This window comes from Sphingomonas sp. R-74633, assembly GCF_013416555.1.
Taxonomy (GTDB): Bacteria; Pseudomonadota; Alphaproteobacteria; order Sphingomonadales; family Sphingomonadaceae; genus Sphingomonas.
The window spans coordinates 267794-282718 of sequence record NZ_JACCFG010000006.1 but is presented as its reverse complement, the minus strand read 5'-3'; the positions used below and the strand labels follow the sequence as shown (position 1 = coordinate 282718).

Genomic DNA, 14925 nt, shown 5'->3' with positions numbered 1-14925 from the left:
GCTGCGCCCGCGCCTAGCGTTTCTGCCTCTCGAAAAACCGCGCCAACCGGCCTATATCGCCCGGATGACCGAATATGTGACCGTTACCGCCGACAGCCCCAAGGCCCGCGATGGCGCAATCAAGCTCCACGGGCCCGAGGGTTTTGAGGGCATGCGCCGCGCCGGCCGCCTTGGCGCCGAGATCCTCGACGCACTCGTCCCCCATGTCGTGCCGGGCGTCACCACTGCCGAGCTCGACGACATCGTCCGCCAGATGAGCGTCGCCGGCGGCGGCGTGCCCGCCACGCTCGGCTATCGCGGCTACACGCATAGCTGCTGCATCTCGATCAACCATGTCGTCTGCCACGGCATCCCGAGCGAGAAGACGCTCAAGGACGGCGACATCGTCAATATCGACGTCACGCCGATGCTCGATGGTTGGCACGGCGATACCAGCCGCATGTTCCTGGTCGGCGACGTGCCGATCAAGGCGCGTCGCCTGGTCGACGTGACCTATGAATGCCTGATGCTCGGGCTCGAGCAGGCGAAGCCCGGCAACCACATGGGCGACGTTGCCAACGCGATCCAGCGCCATGCCGAGAAGCATCGCTACGGCGTGGTCCGCGATTTCTGCGGGCACGGCCTCGGCCAGATTTTCCACGACGCACCCGAAGTCGTCCATGTCGGCCGTCCGGGCACCGGCCCCGAGCTGCGCCCGGGCATGTTCTTCACCGTCGAGCCGATGATCAATATCGGCCGCGCCGATGTGAAGCTGCTCGAGGACGGCTGGACGGCCGTGACGCGAGACCGCTCGCTCTCCGCGCAGTTCGAGCATTCGATCGGCATCACCGAGACCGGCTGCGAGATCTTCACCAAGAGCCCCAAGGGTCTCGACCACCCGCCTTATTGAGGGCTTCCCTCCCCGCCCACTCCCGCGCCTGCAGCCGTCCGGGCCGCCCGGACACGGGTGCGCCCGCCAGCGGCGATGGGGAGCCGGGCGGGCGCGAGCGGCGGGTGGAGGAAGTTGGGCCTTGCCGCCGCCGGGGGTTCATTCGCCTGCCGTCTTCGCAGTTGAGCGGGGACGATTCGAGCAAGCACCTCGAAGAACTACACTATACCCTGCCCAGTCAATCGGACTCTTCGACATATTATCCCGTTTCAGATACTATTTGCCGCGCGTAATATTACAGAAATAATCTGTACATTACGCGTTTTACTGTCGCGATTGACCAATCAATGCGGCAATTGCGACCATCCCGCGAGCTGCTCCTCGGCTTCGGCTGCATCGAGGTCGCCCGCCTCGCTATGGATCCAGAACGCCGCGCGTTCCTCGGGGGCAAGCGCCAGCAGGCCGTGCGCCATGATGACGAGCGGCCCCGTGGCAACGATCACGTCACCTTCAGGCACGTCACTGCTCCGCCTGTGCAGTTCGGCGGGCAGGTCCATCGGCAAAACCTGCATGCTCACCCCGCATTTGCTGGCGCATGCAACGCATGGGGTTCGTTCCGGTTCCCAAACAGACTGATCGGTCGATCGTTACGCTCTCGCAACATGTGCCACTGCCCCCAAATCCGGCACCGTGCAGCGCACTGCCCAAATGATAGGCACTTGTGAAAGCCCTGTGCCGCGTGCATCCGAGAGGGCACGCCGAGTCTGCACGTGGCACGAACCTTGCCAGACGCGCGGATAGGCAAGCCTCATGTGCCTCGGGGGAAACCGTGAAAAAGATCGAAGCGATCATCAAGCCGTTCAAGCTCGACGAAGTGAAGGAAGCGCTCCACGAAGTGGGCGTCTCCGGCATCACCGTCACCGAAGCCAAGGGTTTCGGCCGTCAGAAGGGTCATACCGAGCTCTATCGCGGAGCCGAGTACGTCGTGGACTTCCTGCCCAAGGTGAAGCTCGAAGTAGTGGTCGAGGACGCGCTTGCCGATCGCGTGGTCGAAGCGGTTGCTGCTGCGGCACAGACCGGCCGGATCGGCGACGGCAAGATCTTCGTGATCCCCGTCGAGACCGCGCTGCGCATCCGCACCGGCGAGCGCAACGAAAACGCGATTTGACGCGGCGCAACATCACGACGATGTAGCGCCCAAATGGGCAACATTATTTCCCGATTCGTCGGGTAAAACGAAGAGAGCGAAAGGGCTTACACAATGGCGAATTCGGCCAGCGACGTTCTGAAGATGGTCAAGGAGAACGAGATCGAGTGGATCGATCTGCGTTTCACCGACCCCAAGGGCAAGTGGCAGCACCTCACCATGGTCGCTTCGGTGATCGGTGACGACGAGCTGACCGACGGCCTGATGTTCGACGGTTCGTCGATCGAGGGCTGGAAGGCGATCAACGAGTCCGACATGATCCTCAAGCCGGATCTCGACGCCGTCTGGATCGATCCGTTCTCGGCCACGCCGATGCTGATCCTGGTCTGCGACATCGTCGAGCCATCGACCGGCGAGCTCTATTCGCGCGATCCGCGCTCGACCGCGAAGCGCTCGGAAGCGTATCTCAAGTCGCTCGGCATCGGCGACACTGTCTATGTCGGCCCCGAAGCCGAGTTCTTCATGTTCGACGACGTCCGCTTCGAGAACAGCTACTCGACCTCGTACTACGCGATCGACGACATCGAGCTGCCGGGCAATTCGGGCAAGGAATATGAGGCCGGCAACCTCGGCCACCGTCCGCGCGCCAAGGGCGGCTATTTCCCCGTCGCACCGGTCGACTCGGCCGTCGACATCCGCGGCGAGATGGTCGCGACGATGCTCGAAATGGGCCTGCCCTGCGACAAGCATCACCACGAAGTCGCCGCCGCGCAGCACGAGCTCGGCCTGACCTATGGCACGCTGGTCCAGACCGCCGACCGCATGCAGATCTACAAGTATGTCGTGCACCAGGTCGCGCATGCCTATGGCAAGACCGCGACCTTCATGCCGAAGCCGATCAAGGAAGATAACGGCTCGGGCATGCACACCCACATCTCGATCTGGGAAAAGGGCGCCAACACCTTCGCGGGCAATGGCTATGCCGGCCTGTCGGACGCGTGCCTCTATTTCATCGGCGGCGTGATCAAGCATGCCAAGGCGCTCAACGCCTTCACCAACCCGACCACCAACAGCTACAAGCGCCTGGTGCCGGGCTATGAGGCGCCGGTGCTCCTCGCTTATTCGTCGCGCAACCGCTCGGCCTCGTGCCGCATCCCCTATGGTGCGGGCACCAAGGCGAAGCGCGTCGAGTTCCGCTTCCCGGACGCGCTGGCCAATCCGTATCTCTGCTACGCAGCGCTGCTGATGGCCGGCCTCGACGGCATCCAGAACAAGATTCACCCGGGCGACCCGATGGACAAGAACCTGTACGACCTGCCGCCGGCAGAGCTCGAGCAGGTCCCGACCGTCTGCGGTTCGCTCCGCGAGGCGCTCGACAGCCTGGAAGCCGATATGGACTTCCTGCTCAAGGGCGACGTGTTCACCAAGGACCAGATCGCGGCCTATGTCGAGATCAAGCGCGGCGATGTCGCCCGCTGGGAAATGACCCCGTCGCCGGTCGAGTACGACATGTACTACAGCGCCTAAGCGCACCGACCTTCGGGCAAAGAAAAGGGGCGTCCGGGGAAACCCGGGCGCCCTTTTCGCGTCCGGGGAACAACGCCGAGCGACGCGCAGGCTCGGCCCAGCGTGAACTATTTGTAACGGAGCCAATCGCCGGCGCGCCGGTTTAGCGGTGCGTGGAAGTATCGAGCATCTCCCGAGCGGCATTGGTGACGGGCGGCGAATCCGGGATAGGCCGGGCGAGCGCCATTGCGCTGGCCCGGGCCGGCTGGGATGTCGCCATCCTCTATTATCACGACGCCGCCGCGGCGGCGGAAACCGCCAAAGGCGTGACCGACGCCGGGCGCCGCGCCGCGCAGGTCCAGGCCGATGTCGGCAGCGAAGCCGCTGTCGAGGCTGCGTTCGACGCCGCCGTGGCGGCGCTCGGCCCGATCACCTGCCTGGTCAATTCGGCAGGGCTCAACATGGTCGGCAAGCCCGTCGCGGAAATGGGCCTCGACCAGTGGCACCGCATGTTCGCCACCGATCTCGACGGCGTGTTCCTCACCTCGCGGCGCTTCGTCCGCGATGCGCATGCGCAGGGCAAGGGCGGCAGCATCGTCAACATCTCCTCGATCCACGCGGTCGACGTCCGCGCCGGCGGGGCGGACTATTGCGCGGCCAAGGCCGGAGTGAAGTCGCTCACCGAGACAATGGCGCTCGAGGAGGCGCCGCATGGGATCACCGTCAACAGCGTCGCGCCAGGCATGATCCTCACCCCGATGAACGCCCGCGCGGTCGAGGATACCGCCTATCGCCGCTCGGTCGAGGCGAACGTCCCCGCCGGCCGCGCCGGCACTGCCGAGGAAGTCGCCGCACTCGTCGCCTTCCTCGCCTCGCCCGACGCGCGCTACATCAACGGCGCCACGCTCACCATCGACGGCGCCTTGTCGCTCCTGCTCGCCCAGGGCGCATGACGCAGCTCGATTTCACGGTCGAGAAGATCGAGGCCGTGACGGTCGACCTGCCCCACGCGCTCGCCGGCAGCGCGCTGATGAGCCCCTATGTCTGGCAGCTGGACGACGGCCGGTACGGCATGCTCGCGCGCATCGTGCCTCCGCCCGGCGCACCGCACCCGACCACCGGCAGCATCTGGTATGCCGAGAGCCCCGACGGGCTGCACTTCACGCTCGGCGAGGCGCCGGTGATCGCCCCCGGCACGGGCGGCCTCGACCCGGGCGGTTGCGAAGACCCTACCTTGCTGACCGACGGTGATCGCACCCTCGTCTATTATACCGGCGTCGATGCCGACGGCTCGACCGGCCGGCTGATGCTCGCCGACGGCCCCGATATGCATCATCTCGAGAAGCGCGGCATCGCGCTCGCCTCGACCAAGACCAGCGGCAACACCAAGGAAGCGACGATCGACCGCACCGCCGATGGCGGCTGGCGGCTATTCTACGAATATGCCTATCGCGACGCCTCGCGGATCGGCCTCGCCATCGGCGACGGCGCCTGCGGGCCATGGCACGAGCAGCCGCACCCGTTCAGCGTGCGCGAACATGCGTGGGACAGCTGGCACCTTTCCACCGGCCCGCTGCTCACCACCGACAAGGAGCGGCCGGTGATGTTCTACAATGGCGCGACGCGCGATGCGCGCTGGCGGATCGGCTGGGTCGCGTTCGACGCCGACTATGACCGCGTCGTCGATCGCTGCATCGAGCCGCTGATCGTCCCGCCGCCCCAGCCCGAGCGCGGGATGACCGACATCGCCTTCGCCGCCTCGATCATCGCGACGGGCGATCTCCTCTACCTCTATTATTCGGTCGCCGACGCGCGGCTGGCGCGCGCGCATATTCGCCGGTTCGCCTTCTAGCCGCTCGGATTGCAGCCCCCTCCCCCGGCGTGTTAGCCCAGCGTATCACCCGGAGGTTTCCCCACATGCGACTCACTCGTCTCGCCGCCGCCGCGCTGCTGCTCGGCACCTCGCTTCCCGCCCTGGCCCAGACCACGGCGCCCAAGCCCAAATACGGCAGCTGGGGCGTCGATAATGCGACGATGGACAAGACCGTGAAGCCCGGCGACGACTTCTTCCGCTTCGCCGAGGGGACCTGGCTGCGCGACGCCGCGATCGCGCCCGACAAGTCGCGCGCCGGCTATAATTACGACCTGCCCGATGAGACCGAGATCGAAGTTCGCAAGCTGGTCGAGGATGGCGGCGCCAATCCCGCCGATCCGATCATGCGCCAGGTCGCGGACTTCTACGGCGCCTGGATGGACGAGGCCGGGATCGAGGCGCGTGGCGCCGCGCCGCTCAAGCCCTATCTCGCCCGCATCGCCGCAGTGAACAATCGCCAGGCGCTCAACCTGCTGATGGCCGAGCCCGGCTATGCCGCGCCGATCGGCATAGGTATCTCGGCCGACGAGAAGAACCCCACGCAATACACCGTGATGGCCGGCCAGAGCCGCCTCGGCCTGCCGACCCGCGACTATTATCTGCTCGACGGCGAGAAATATGTCGCGATCCGCAAGGCCTATCGCGCCTATGTCGTGAAGATCCAGCAGCTCGCCGGCATCGCCGATGCCGAAGCCAAGGCCGACGCGATCCTCGCGCTCGAGACCCGACTGGCGCAGGACCAGTGGACGCCCGAGGCGCGCCGCGATCCGCAAAAGACCTACAACCCGATGTCGCGCGCACAACTGGCGAAGCTCGCGCCCGAATTCGATTGGGACGCCACGCTTCAGCATATGGGCTTGGGCAACATGCCCACCGTCGTCGTCCGCGAGACCACCGCGGTCACCGCCGCGGGCAAGCGCATGGCCGACGTCCCGCTCGCCACCTGGAAGGACTGGCTCGCCTATCGCTTCGTCAGCGATCACGCCGCCTATCTGCCCAAGGCGTTCGACGATGCGCGCTTCGATTTCTACAGCCGCACCCTGCAGGACGTGAAGGAACAGGCCCCGCGCTGGAAGCGCGGCGTGCGGCTACTCGACGGCAGCCTGGGCGAGGCGATCGGCAAGATCTACGCCGAGCGCCACTGGACCAAGGAAGCCGCGACCCAGGCCAATGAGTTGGTCGAGGATCTGCGCGCCGCTTATGCCGACAAGATCAACGCCGCCAAATGGATGGACGCGCCGACCCGCAAGGAAGCGCTCGCCAAGCTCGCCGCCTTCGATCCGCGCCTCGGCGGCCCGGTCAAATATATCGACTATTCGTCGATGCAGGTCAGCCGCACCGATCCGCTCACCAACGACCTCGCCTCGGACACGTTCGAGTGGAAGCTCCAGCTCTCCCGCCTCGGCAAGCCGGTCGACCGCAGCCTGTGGGACATGACCCCGCAGACGGTGAACGCCTATTACGACCCGGTCCTCAACCAGGTCACCTTCCCCGCCGCGCAGCTCCAGCCGCCCTTCTTCGATCCGGCGGCAGACCCCGCGGTGAACTATGGCGAGACCGGCGCGACGATCGGCCATGAAATGGGCCACGGCTTCGACGACGAAGGCCGCCAGTACGACGCCAGCGGCAAGCTGCGTGACTGGTGGACCGCGGAGTCCGCCACGCGCTACACCGCCCATGCCCAGGCGCTGGTCAAGCAGTTCGACAGCTACGAGCCGATCCCCGGCGTCCACATCAAGGGCCAGCTCACGCTGGGCGAGAATCTCGGTGACCTTGGCGGGCTCGAGGCGGCGTACGCGGCCTATCGCCGCTATGTCTCGCGCCACGGCGAGCCGGCGGTGATCGACGGCTATACCGGCGACCAGCGCTTCTTCATCGCCTATGCGCAGAGCTGGCAGGGCAAGGCCCGCGAAGGCGCGCTGCGCGCCCAGTTGCTCTCCAACCCGCACAGCCCCGAGGAATACCGCGTCAACGGCATCGTCCGGAACATGGACGAATGGTACCGCGCCTTCGCGGTAAAGCCCGGCGACAAGCTCTACCTTCCGCCGGAAGAGCGTGTCCACGTCTGGTAAGTCTGTACGGCAAAAGGAAAAGGGGCGTCCGGACCATGTCCGGGCGCCCTTTGCTTTGCGCGTTCGCATGATGACGATTTGATGAACTATTTACACCGAAATGGCGATATTCAGCACAACTAGATGAACAGCGCGTCAATTACATAATCCTGCTTGCAAATTTTCCACCCCGGAATAATTTCGCTATCGCAACTTACTTTGCGGTGAGTCGCTACTTACTCTGAACTAAAGTTTATTTTTCACGCTCTTGATTTTGACCGCCATTTGGCGGGCCGCATTGCCGCGTCCGCAACACACGCCCCGGGGAGGATCGACATGGCAGACGTCACGATGGTCAACGGCCAGATCACCGATGCCATCACCCAGACCAGCGTCACCGCGCTCGGCAGCGCGCCGGGGCTCACCCTGGCGCAGCTTTATCAGGCCAGTGCGCAGGCACTCGCCCAGGCGGGCTTTGCCAGCGTCCATGCCCAGCAACAGCAGTTCATGCTCGCCCAGGCAGCAACGGTGACCGGCATCACCGCGCTCTATGCCGCGGCGGCCGCCGGACCGGTCGTCCCCTCAGCGCCTCTCGAGGCCTGATCCTTCAAGCCCCACAGGAAAGGAAGCTCCCATGGCATTCCCCACGGCCGTAAACAGCCAGATCACCGATTCGGTGACGCAGGCGAACACCAAGGTGCTGGGCGACGCTCCGGCGATCGCGATGGGCAATCTGTTCGTCGCCACCTCGCAGGCGCTGTCCAACGCCGCGCACAACGCCACCACCGCGCAGCAGCAGAGCTGGGTCACCGCGCAGGCGGCGACCACCATGGGCGTGACCACGCTCTATTCGCTCATCGGCGCGGTCGATGGCGTCGACGTGTCCGACCTGCTCCACGGCTCGCGCCTCGTCACGCCCGCAGCCTGAGCCAACCAAGGAGAAGAACCATGGCATTCCCCACCGCGGTGAACGATCAGATCACCGACAGCGTCACCCAGGCCAATGTGAAGGTGCTCGGCGACGCGCCGGCGATCGCGCTCGGCAATCTCTACCAGGCGACCGCCCAGGCGCTGGCCAATGCGGCGCACAACGCCACCAATGCCCAGCAGCAGTCCTATGTCACGGCCCAGGCGGCGACGACGATGGGCGTGGCGACGCTCTATTCGCTCGACACCGCGTCGACCGGTGTCGTGACGAAGGACATTTTCTCGGCGTGAACCCGCTTTGCCCAGGAGCACGCGCATGAGCTCAACGATAAACGCGCAGGTCGTCGATTCGGTCGCCGCGACAAGCACGCTGGTCCTCGGCCAGGCACCTGCCAGCGCGCAGGCGATGGTCGATCTCGTCGCCGCCCAGGCGCTGGGGGTGCTGCTGCACGGCGCGGTCCACCGGCACCAGCAATCGGCGATGTCGGGCGCGGCGGCGGCGACCGCGGCCTGCACCCGCATCCTTGCCGCGCGCTCGGCGACGGCCGCAGCGCCGCCAGCCGTTCAGCCCGGCCCCGCCCCCGCGACCGGCGGCAAGCCGGCATCGAAGGAGGGCTGAGGCATGCCCGACACCGATCCGACAACCTCGGTCGACCCCGCCCTTCTCGACGCCATCAACCAGACCCAGACGGCGACACTGGCTGCGGGGGTCCTGACGGCCAGCGGCGCCGGCCGCGCCTATCAGGTCGTCGCCGCCTCGGCCGCGATCGCGATCCAGGACGCGACCGACATGCTGCGCAACGTCTCCACCGTCTCGACCACCGCGATAGGCGTCGCGATGGCGCAGATGCTCGAGGGCGATCCCAATGCGCAGGCCATGCTCGAGGCGGCGCAGGCCGCCCTCGACAATGCAGCGAAGAACTATGCGGCGATCTGCACCGCCGCGGCGCAATCGCTCAAGGAATTTCCCGTCGGCTAAGGAGAAACCGGGATGACTGTTATCCTAGCCGGCCGCCAGGTCACTGGCTCGGCGGACCTGTCGCAACCCGCCCTGCTGGTGCTGAGCTGCATCGACGGTGGCAATGAATGGCTCGCCTATGCGATCGCGACGCCCAGGAACGTCTATGCGTTCGAGGACGAGATGGCGCTGGTCGTCGCGGCGCAGCAGGGGCTGCACGCCACGCCGCTGGTGCTTCTCCCCAAGCTCGGCCTGATCGCGGGCGCCGCGCGGCTGATCGCGCTGTCCGCCGCCGATCTCCAGGTGCTGGTCGCGGTCGAGGCCGGCAGCGACGCTGCCGATCCCGCCGCCGCGCAGAAGCTGCTCACCGCCGAGGGCCTCGCCACTGCCACCGATCTGGCCGGCGCCGATGCGCTGCTCAAGTCGCTCGGCGTCGCCGGTGCGCCATTGTTCCAGGCACTGTCGCTGGGCGATCGGCTCGCACTGCTCGAGCTCAAGGCCGGGCTCGCCGCCGATGGCGCCCCATCCGCCACCGCGCAAAAGGCCGCCGCGCGCTTCGCCGCCGACTGGTCGTACAGCCCGGCCGAGTTCACCGACTATCTGCGCGCCTTCCTCGCACTTACCACCGGCGCAAACCCGCTAAGCGCCGATGCCGCACGGGACGCGCTTGCCGCGCTGGCGCCGCTGCTGTTCGACACGCTCGATTGCCCGGCAGTGGCCGGCTTCGTCGCGCCGCAGGAGCTCGCCGCCGCAGTTGCCGGCTGGATCGCTGCGGGCCGCCGGGTCGGCTTTTCGCGCCTGTCGCGCGGAGTCTGGCAGCTCGTCGTCCATGGCGGCTATCGCGGGCAGATCGGTGCGGACGCTAAGGCGCTGATCGCGGCCCATCTCGACCAGGCGCATGCGCTGCTGGCGGAGGCGGTGCTCGACCGCGCCCGCCTCGCGCAGGACGGTGCATCGGCCAGCTTCACCGCCCGCGCGCCGGACCGGACCGGCGAGGCCGGCCTGCAGCTCAACGCCAGCGGCGCGATCACGCTCCAGCGCTTCGTGCCTGCACCTGTAGAAGGAGAGAGCCAGTGAGCGACGATCCGGACGATTTGCTCGACGCGCATGCCGCGGTCGCCAAGGCCATAACCGACGAGGCGGCAACCGTGTCGCGGATCGCGGTCCAGGCCCGCGCCGAGCGCGCGGCCGCCGCTAGGGCGGAGAAGCCCGTCGCTGCCAAGCCGGCCCGCGCGCGGCCCAAGCCCAAGCCCAAGCCCAAGCCCAAGCCCAAGCCGGCAGCCAAGCCCAAGCCCGCGGCCAAGAATTAAGCGCCCGGCCTCCATTCGGAGTACCGGGCGCTCCCCCTTTAACCTCGTTAGCGCTTGCCGATCTTCAGGCTCGCCGAGATGCCGTAGATGCGCGGCTCGCCCGCGATGAAGGTCGGCATGCCCAGCGCGTCGCCGGTATTGCCCGCGTCCTTGATATACTTCTGGTCGAAGACGTTGGTGACGAAGCCCTCGATCCGCCAGCGGCCGTTCGCCGTCTCCAGCCCCAGCCGCACATCGGCCAGCGCATAGCTGCCCTGCAACTCGTCCTGCACCGTGTCCGGCACCAGATTGTTCACTTGCAGCGCCGGCAAGTCGTTGTCGTCATCGAAGAACACGCTCGACTGCCAGGTCACGCTCGGCGTGAAGTCGATCTTCACCGCACCCACCGGCGCCTTGAACTGCACTGCCAGCGCCGCGCTGTGATCGGGCGAGAGGCGGAAGCGGTTGCCGTCGCGCGCGCCGGCGGCGAAGCGGCTGTGGTTGAAGGCATAGCTGCCGAAGACATTGACCCAGTCGGCCGGCTTCCAGCTCACCTGTCCCTCAAAGCCATAGCTCTCGGCGCGGCCGGCATTGACCGTGACGAAGGTCGTGCCCTGCTGCTCGGTCGTCTGGAAGTTCTTGTAGCGATAATAGAACACCGAGCCGTCGATGAAGAGCGTGCGGTCGGCCAGCGCCGTCTTCACGCCCGCCTCATAGCTGTCCACCGTCTCCGACGGCAGCACGCTGAACCGCGCCGCGCCGCCCGGTGCCGCGGGGGCACCGACGCTCAGGATCTCGGGGCGGCGGCCACGCGCATAGGTCGCGTAGATATTCGCCTGGGGCGAGATTTCGTATTTGGCGGTCGCGCGCCAGGTGAAGCCGCTATCGTCGTGATCGGCGGTGTAGAGCTGGCCGTTGGTCCCCGTCGGCTGCAGGCCCAGCCCGAACAGCGGCACCGGATAGAGCGCCGAGGTCGGGATGTTCGCCGCGCCCGGCACCGCCAGCGCGCCGAGCAGCGCGGTGCGGGTCGCCGCCGGCTGGCTGAGCGCACCGATAAACCCGCCCAGGATCGAGCGGCCATTGCTCACTGCCGAGGAGAAGCCGGTGGTCTTCGCGTCATGGCTCCAGCGGATGCCGCCGCCGATCTCGAAGGCGTCGGTGACGTTGAAGGTCACATCGCCAAACAGGTCCCAGCTCTCGGTGCGCCCGCTATTGGTGCTGGTCTCCTGGTGCGCCGATTTGAGGTTCGCGGCGATCGCCTGGGCCTGCGCGGTGGGCAGCGCCACGCCGTAAGCGCCCGCCACACCCTGAAGCAGCTGGCCGGTGAACGCGGTGCTCGAGAACAGCCCCAGCGGCGCCGGATCGCTCGCCGCGCGGCCCGGGATCGCCCCGCCGCCGTTCAGCGTGTTGGTCAGCCGCGCCAGCGCCACGCGCTCGTCGAACTGCGACGGAGTGCGCTGGAAGCCGTCCTCGCGGAAATAGGTACCGCCGGCGAACGCCGTGAAGCGGTCGTTCTTCCACGTCAGGCGCAGCGTGCCCATCGTCTGATCGCCCTGCGCGTCCTCGGCCGCGGTCAGCGCGGGCAGCGAGGTGCCGTCGGCGTCGAACACTTCGATGCCGGCGAACTTGCGGTACGAACCGAGCGCGTTGAGCGAGAGGTTGGGCGAGAAGTCGTAGTTGGCGATCCCTGTCACGCCCCACACGTCGCGGTCGAGACCCAGCGCCCGGCCGCGCTCGAAGGTCGAGGGGCTGGCCAGCGCCGCGCCCGAATTGCGCCCACGATCGCCGATCACCGCGCCCGTCACCGGGTCGGTCGGGTTGTACATGATCGACTTGAACGAAGTGCCGCTCGCCTTGTCGTGCTGGTAGTTGCCGATCAGGTCGAAGGTCAGCGCCCCCGGCGCCCAGCGCAGCGAGCCGCGCACCGCCTCGGACTTGATGCCGTTATAATCCTCGCCGTCGAGGAGGTTCTCAACATAGCCCTGGCGCTCCTTGAAGCGGCTCGCCACGCGCACCGCGAGCGTGTCGGCGAGCGGCAGGTTGACCGTCTCGTCGATCCGGTAGCTGCCGAAATTGCCGTACTGGCCATAGACATAGCCATAGGGACCCGACGGGTCGGCCTTGGCCTGGACCAGGTTGACCGCACCGATCAGCGCGCCGCGGCCATAGAGCGTCGATTGCGGCCCCTTGGCGATCTCGACGCGGTCCATGTCGAACAGTTCGACATAGGAACCGCGCGACTTGGAGATCGAAACGCCGTCCTGGAAGACCGAGACGCGCGGTTCGTTATACGCGCTTCCCGAGTCCGAGGTGATGCCGCGCATCACGAAGCCGGGATTGTTCGGCGACTGGTTCTGCACGTCGAAGCCCGGCACGAACTGGCCGAGCTTGTCGAATTCGGTGATGCCCAGATCGTCGAGGAACTGGCCCTGCAGCGCAGTCAGCGCGAACGGCACGTCCATCGGGCGCTGCTCGACGAGCTGCGCGGTGACGACGATCTCTTCATTGTCCGCCGGCGCTGCGGCCTCGGGCTTGGCGGGGGCGGCTTCCTGCGCGGCGGCATCGGTGGCGGCGAGCAAGGCGATCGGGCTGGCAAGCGCGAGCAGCGCAGTGCGGACGGACATGGAAGCACTCCCTGTTGCGGGGACTTCGCACGCCCCCTTGCTTCTGCCCGTGGCCCGGGAACATGACAGCCATGTTGCGACGCAGCGTAACCGCGATGACTGCACATCTTCGTGGTTAAGCGGAACGGCGACCCCTGACCCGCGTTGCGGCTGTAGATCCTGGGAGGAGTGCCCATGCGTATCGCGTCCCCGCTTGCCGGCCTGTTTCTGCTCGCCGCCTGTTCCAGCTCGGACGGATCGGGAGGCGGCCCGTCGCCCACCCCGACGCCGACGCCCACTGCGGCGAACACCGCGCCCAGCTTCACCTCGGCCACGACCGCCAGCGTCGCGGAGAACACCGCCCTCGCCTATCAGGCGACCGCGACCGATGCCGAGGGCAACCCGATCACCTTCTCGATTTCGGGCGGCGCCGATTCGGCGCTCTTCTCGATCACCGCCGCCGGCGCGCTGAGCTTCGTCGCCGCACCGAGCTTCGAGACACCCAAGGACGCTGACGGCAACAATGTCTACCAGGTCCAGATCCGCGCGGCGGACGCCAGCCTGAATTCGACGCGCGAGGTTTCGATCACGGTCACCGACAGCAAGGAAGGCATTGCGGTGAAGCGCGTCGGCACCGGCTTCAACCAGCCGCTGTTCGTCGCCCCGGTGCCTGGCGACAATGCCCGCGTCTTCGTCGTCGAAAAGGGCGGCGGCGTCTATTTCCTGACGCCCTCGACCGGCGCCAAGACGCTCGCCTTCACCGCCACCGGCCTCACCACCGATGGCGAGCGCGGCCTGCTCGGCCTCGCCGCGCGGCCCGATTTCGCCACCTCGAACATCGTCTTCGTCCATGCCACCGGCACCGGCGGCGCGGTCGAGATCCGCGAGTACAACGTCTCCTCGGGCGCGATGCGGCTCGCCCTCTCGACCCCGCATGCCTCGGCCAACAACCATAATGGCGGATGGATCGCCTTCGGGCCCGACGGGCTGCTCTATGACGCGATTGGCGACGGCGGCGGTGGCGGCGATCCCAGCAACAACGCCCAGAACGTCAACCTCCGCCTCGGCAAGATCCTGCGCCTGAAGATCGACAGCACACCAGGCGCAGCCACGCCTTTCGCGCCCGCGCCCGGCAATGTCTTCGCGGCCGGTGGCGGCGATCCGTACATCTTCGCCTACGGCCTCAGGAATCCCTTCCGCAACAGTTTCGACGGCAACACGCTGGTCATCGCCGATGTCGGCGAAGGTGCGGTCGAGGAACTCGATCTCGCACCCGTCACTTCAACCGGCCTAAACTTCGGCTGGAAGTTCCTCGAGGGCACCTCGGTGTTCAGCGGCACCGCGCCCGCCGGGCTCACCGCCCCGGTCTCGCAATACAGCCACGGGACCGGCGCGAAGCAGGGCAATTCGATCATCGGCGGCTATGTCTATCGCGGCCCGGTCACCTCGCTCCAGGGCAGCTACATCTTCGGCGACTATGTCAGCGGCAATATCTGGACCCTGCCCTATGCTTCGCTCGCCCAGGGCCAGCTCTTCCCCGCGGCCAGCTATGAGCGGCGCAATGTCGACTTCACTCCCGATGCCGGGACGATCGGCAGCCTGGTCTCGTTCGGTCAGGACGGCGCCGGCAACGTCTATCTGGTCGATATCGGCGGTAGCGTCTTCATGATCCAGCCCGGATAGGTTATTCTGCTCCCGCAATA

General features: G+C 66.8%; 16 protein-coding genes. 14 read left to right on the top strand and 2 right to left on the bottom strand.

Translation table 11 applies throughout. The features are described 5' to 3' along the window. The first annotated feature begins 64 nt into the window (after nt 1-64). Nucleotides 65-889, top strand: coding sequence for a type I methionyl aminopeptidase (gene map / locus HZY97_RS20065; RefSeq protein ID WP_180147863.1), 825 nt, complete (start codon nt 65-67; stop codon nt 887-889). 323 nt (nt 890-1212) lie between these two features. Here the strand turns inward: map and HZY97_RS20060 are convergent, their stop codons facing one another. Then, on the bottom strand, nt 1213-1446 hold the full coding sequence (locus HZY97_RS20060; protein WP_180147862.1) for a hypothetical protein: 234 nt from the start codon (nt 1444-1446) through the stop codon (nt 1213-1215). A 251-nt stretch (nt 1447-1697) separates the two neighbouring features. Here HZY97_RS20060 and HZY97_RS20055 point away from each other — a divergent pair, with 251 nt between their 5' ends. The 12 genes from HZY97_RS20055 to HZY97_RS20000 all read left to right on the top strand — a co-directional run bounded on the left by HZY97_RS20055 (nt 1698) and on the right by HZY97_RS20000 (nt 10640). Next, nucleotides 1698-2036 (top strand): P-II family nitrogen regulator, encoded by a 339-nt coding sequence (locus HZY97_RS20055; RefSeq protein WP_180147861.1) that lies wholly within the window; start codon nt 1698-1700, stop codon nt 2034-2036. A 93-nt stretch (nt 2037-2129) separates the two neighbouring features. Then, entirely contained in the window at nt 2130-3542 is a 1413-nt protein-coding gene (gene glnA / locus HZY97_RS20050; RefSeq protein ID WP_180147860.1) for a type I glutamate--ammonia ligase, read from the top strand. A 152-nt stretch (nt 3543-3694) separates the two neighbouring features. Further along, nucleotides 3695-4474: an SDR family NAD(P)-dependent oxidoreductase gene (locus HZY97_RS20045; RefSeq protein WP_373684454.1), complete on the top strand. Its 780-nt coding sequence runs from the start codon at nt 3695-3697 to the stop codon at nt 4472-4474. Beyond that, a complete protein-coding gene (locus HZY97_RS20040; RefSeq protein ID WP_180147859.1) occupies nt 4471-5373 on the top strand; it encodes a glycosidase in 903 nt (300 codons plus the stop codon). Before HZY97_RS20045 ends, HZY97_RS20040 begins: the two co-directional genes overlap by 4 nt. 65 nt (nt 5374-5438) lie before the next feature. After that, on the top strand, nt 5439-7466 hold the full coding sequence (locus HZY97_RS20035; RefSeq protein ID WP_180147858.1) for a M13 family metallopeptidase: 2028 nt from the start codon (nt 5439-5441) through the stop codon (nt 7464-7466). Between the two features lie 315 nt (nt 7467-7781). After that, on the top strand, nt 7782-8048 hold the full coding sequence (locus tag HZY97_RS20030) for a RebB family R body protein (protein ID WP_180147857.1): 267 nt from the start codon (nt 7782-7784) through the stop codon (nt 8046-8048). A gap of 31 nt (nt 8049-8079) precedes the next feature. Then, entirely contained in the window at nt 8080-8373 is a 294-nt protein-coding gene (locus tag HZY97_RS20025; protein WP_180147856.1) for a RebB family R body protein, read from the top strand. Between the two features lie 20 nt (nt 8374-8393). Then, nucleotides 8394-8663 (top strand): RebB family R body protein, encoded by a 270-nt coding sequence (locus HZY97_RS20020; protein WP_180147855.1) that lies wholly within the window; start codon nt 8394-8396, stop codon nt 8661-8663. Nucleotides 8664-8688: 25 nt separating this feature from the next. Continuing rightward, complete coding sequence (locus HZY97_RS20015; protein ID WP_180147854.1) at nt 8689-8991, top strand: RebB family R body protein; 303 nt, start codon at nt 8689-8691, stop codon at nt 8989-8991. Nucleotides 8992-8994: 3 nt separating this feature from the next. Next, the gene (locus HZY97_RS20010) at nt 8995-9351 is read left to right on the top strand and encodes a hypothetical protein (protein ID WP_180147853.1); all 357 of its coding nucleotides are present in this window, start codon (nt 8995-8997) and stop codon (nt 9349-9351) included. A 12-nt stretch (nt 9352-9363) separates the two neighbouring features. Then, entirely contained in the window at nt 9364-10407 is a 1044-nt protein-coding gene (locus HZY97_RS20005; protein WP_180147852.1) for a hypothetical protein, read from the top strand. Beyond that, nucleotides 10404-10640 carry a hypothetical protein gene (locus tag HZY97_RS20000; protein ID WP_180147851.1) on the top strand — a complete coding sequence of 79 codons (237 nt, stop codon included), beginning with the start codon at nt 10404-10406 and terminating at the stop codon, nt 10638-10640. Before HZY97_RS20005 ends, HZY97_RS20000 begins: the two co-directional genes overlap by 4 nt. A 47-nt stretch (nt 10641-10687) precedes the next feature. On the opposite strand, the gene HZY97_RS19995 is transcribed toward HZY97_RS20000, so the two are convergent. Continuing rightward, nucleotides 10688-13243, bottom strand: coding sequence for a TonB-dependent receptor (locus HZY97_RS19995; protein WP_180147850.1), 2556 nt, complete (start codon nt 13241-13243; stop codon nt 10688-10690). A gap of 174 nt (nt 13244-13417) precedes the next feature. On the opposite strand from HZY97_RS19995, the gene HZY97_RS19990 reads away from it, so the two are divergent. Further along, nucleotides 13418-14905: a PQQ-dependent sugar dehydrogenase gene (locus tag HZY97_RS19990; RefSeq protein ID WP_180147849.1), complete on the top strand. Its 1488-nt coding sequence runs from the start codon at nt 13418-13420 to the stop codon at nt 14903-14905. The last annotated feature ends 20 nt before the right edge of the window (nt 14906-14925 follow it).

What these genes read in the sequence shown, in the direction of transcription:
- HZY97_RS19995 (WP_180147850.1), bottom strand. Translation starts at nt 13,243, where the DNA reads ATGTCCGTCCGCACTGCGCTGCTCGCGCTTGCCAGCCCGATCGCCTTG.
- HZY97_RS20020 (WP_180147855.1), top strand. Translation starts at nt 8,394, where the DNA reads ATGGCATTCCCCACCGCGGTGAACGATCAGATCACCGACAGCGTCACC.
- HZY97_RS20025 (WP_180147856.1), top strand. Translation starts at nt 8,080, where the DNA reads ATGGCATTCCCCACGGCCGTAAACAGCCAGATCACCGATTCGGTGACG.
- HZY97_RS20015 (WP_180147854.1), top strand. Translation starts at nt 8,689, where the DNA reads ATGAGCTCAACGATAAACGCGCAGGTCGTCGATTCGGTCGCCGCGACA.
- HZY97_RS20030 (WP_180147857.1), top strand. Translation starts at nt 7,782, where the DNA reads ATGGCAGACGTCACGATGGTCAACGGCCAGATCACCGATGCCATCACC.
- HZY97_RS20005 (WP_180147852.1), top strand. Translation starts at nt 9,364, where the DNA reads ATGACTGTTATCCTAGCCGGCCGCCAGGTCACTGGCTCGGCGGACCTG.
- HZY97_RS19990 (WP_180147849.1), top strand. Translation starts at nt 13,418, where the DNA reads ATGCGTATCGCGTCCCCGCTTGCCGGCCTGTTTCTGCTCGCCGCCTGT.
- glnA (WP_180147860.1), top strand. Translation starts at nt 2,130, where the DNA reads ATGGCGAATTCGGCCAGCGACGTTCTGAAGATGGTCAAGGAGAACGAG.
- HZY97_RS20035 (WP_180147858.1), top strand. Translation starts at nt 5,439, where the DNA reads ATGCGACTCACTCGTCTCGCCGCCGCCGCGCTGCTGCTCGGCACCTCG.
- map (WP_180147863.1), top strand. Translation starts at nt 65, where the DNA reads ATGACCGAATATGTGACCGTTACCGCCGACAGCCCCAAGGCCCGCGAT.
- HZY97_RS20040 (WP_180147859.1), top strand. Translation starts at nt 4,471, where the DNA reads ATGACGCAGCTCGATTTCACGGTCGAGAAGATCGAGGCCGTGACGGTC.
- HZY97_RS20010 (WP_180147853.1), top strand. Translation starts at nt 8,995, where the DNA reads ATGCCCGACACCGATCCGACAACCTCGGTCGACCCCGCCCTTCTCGAC.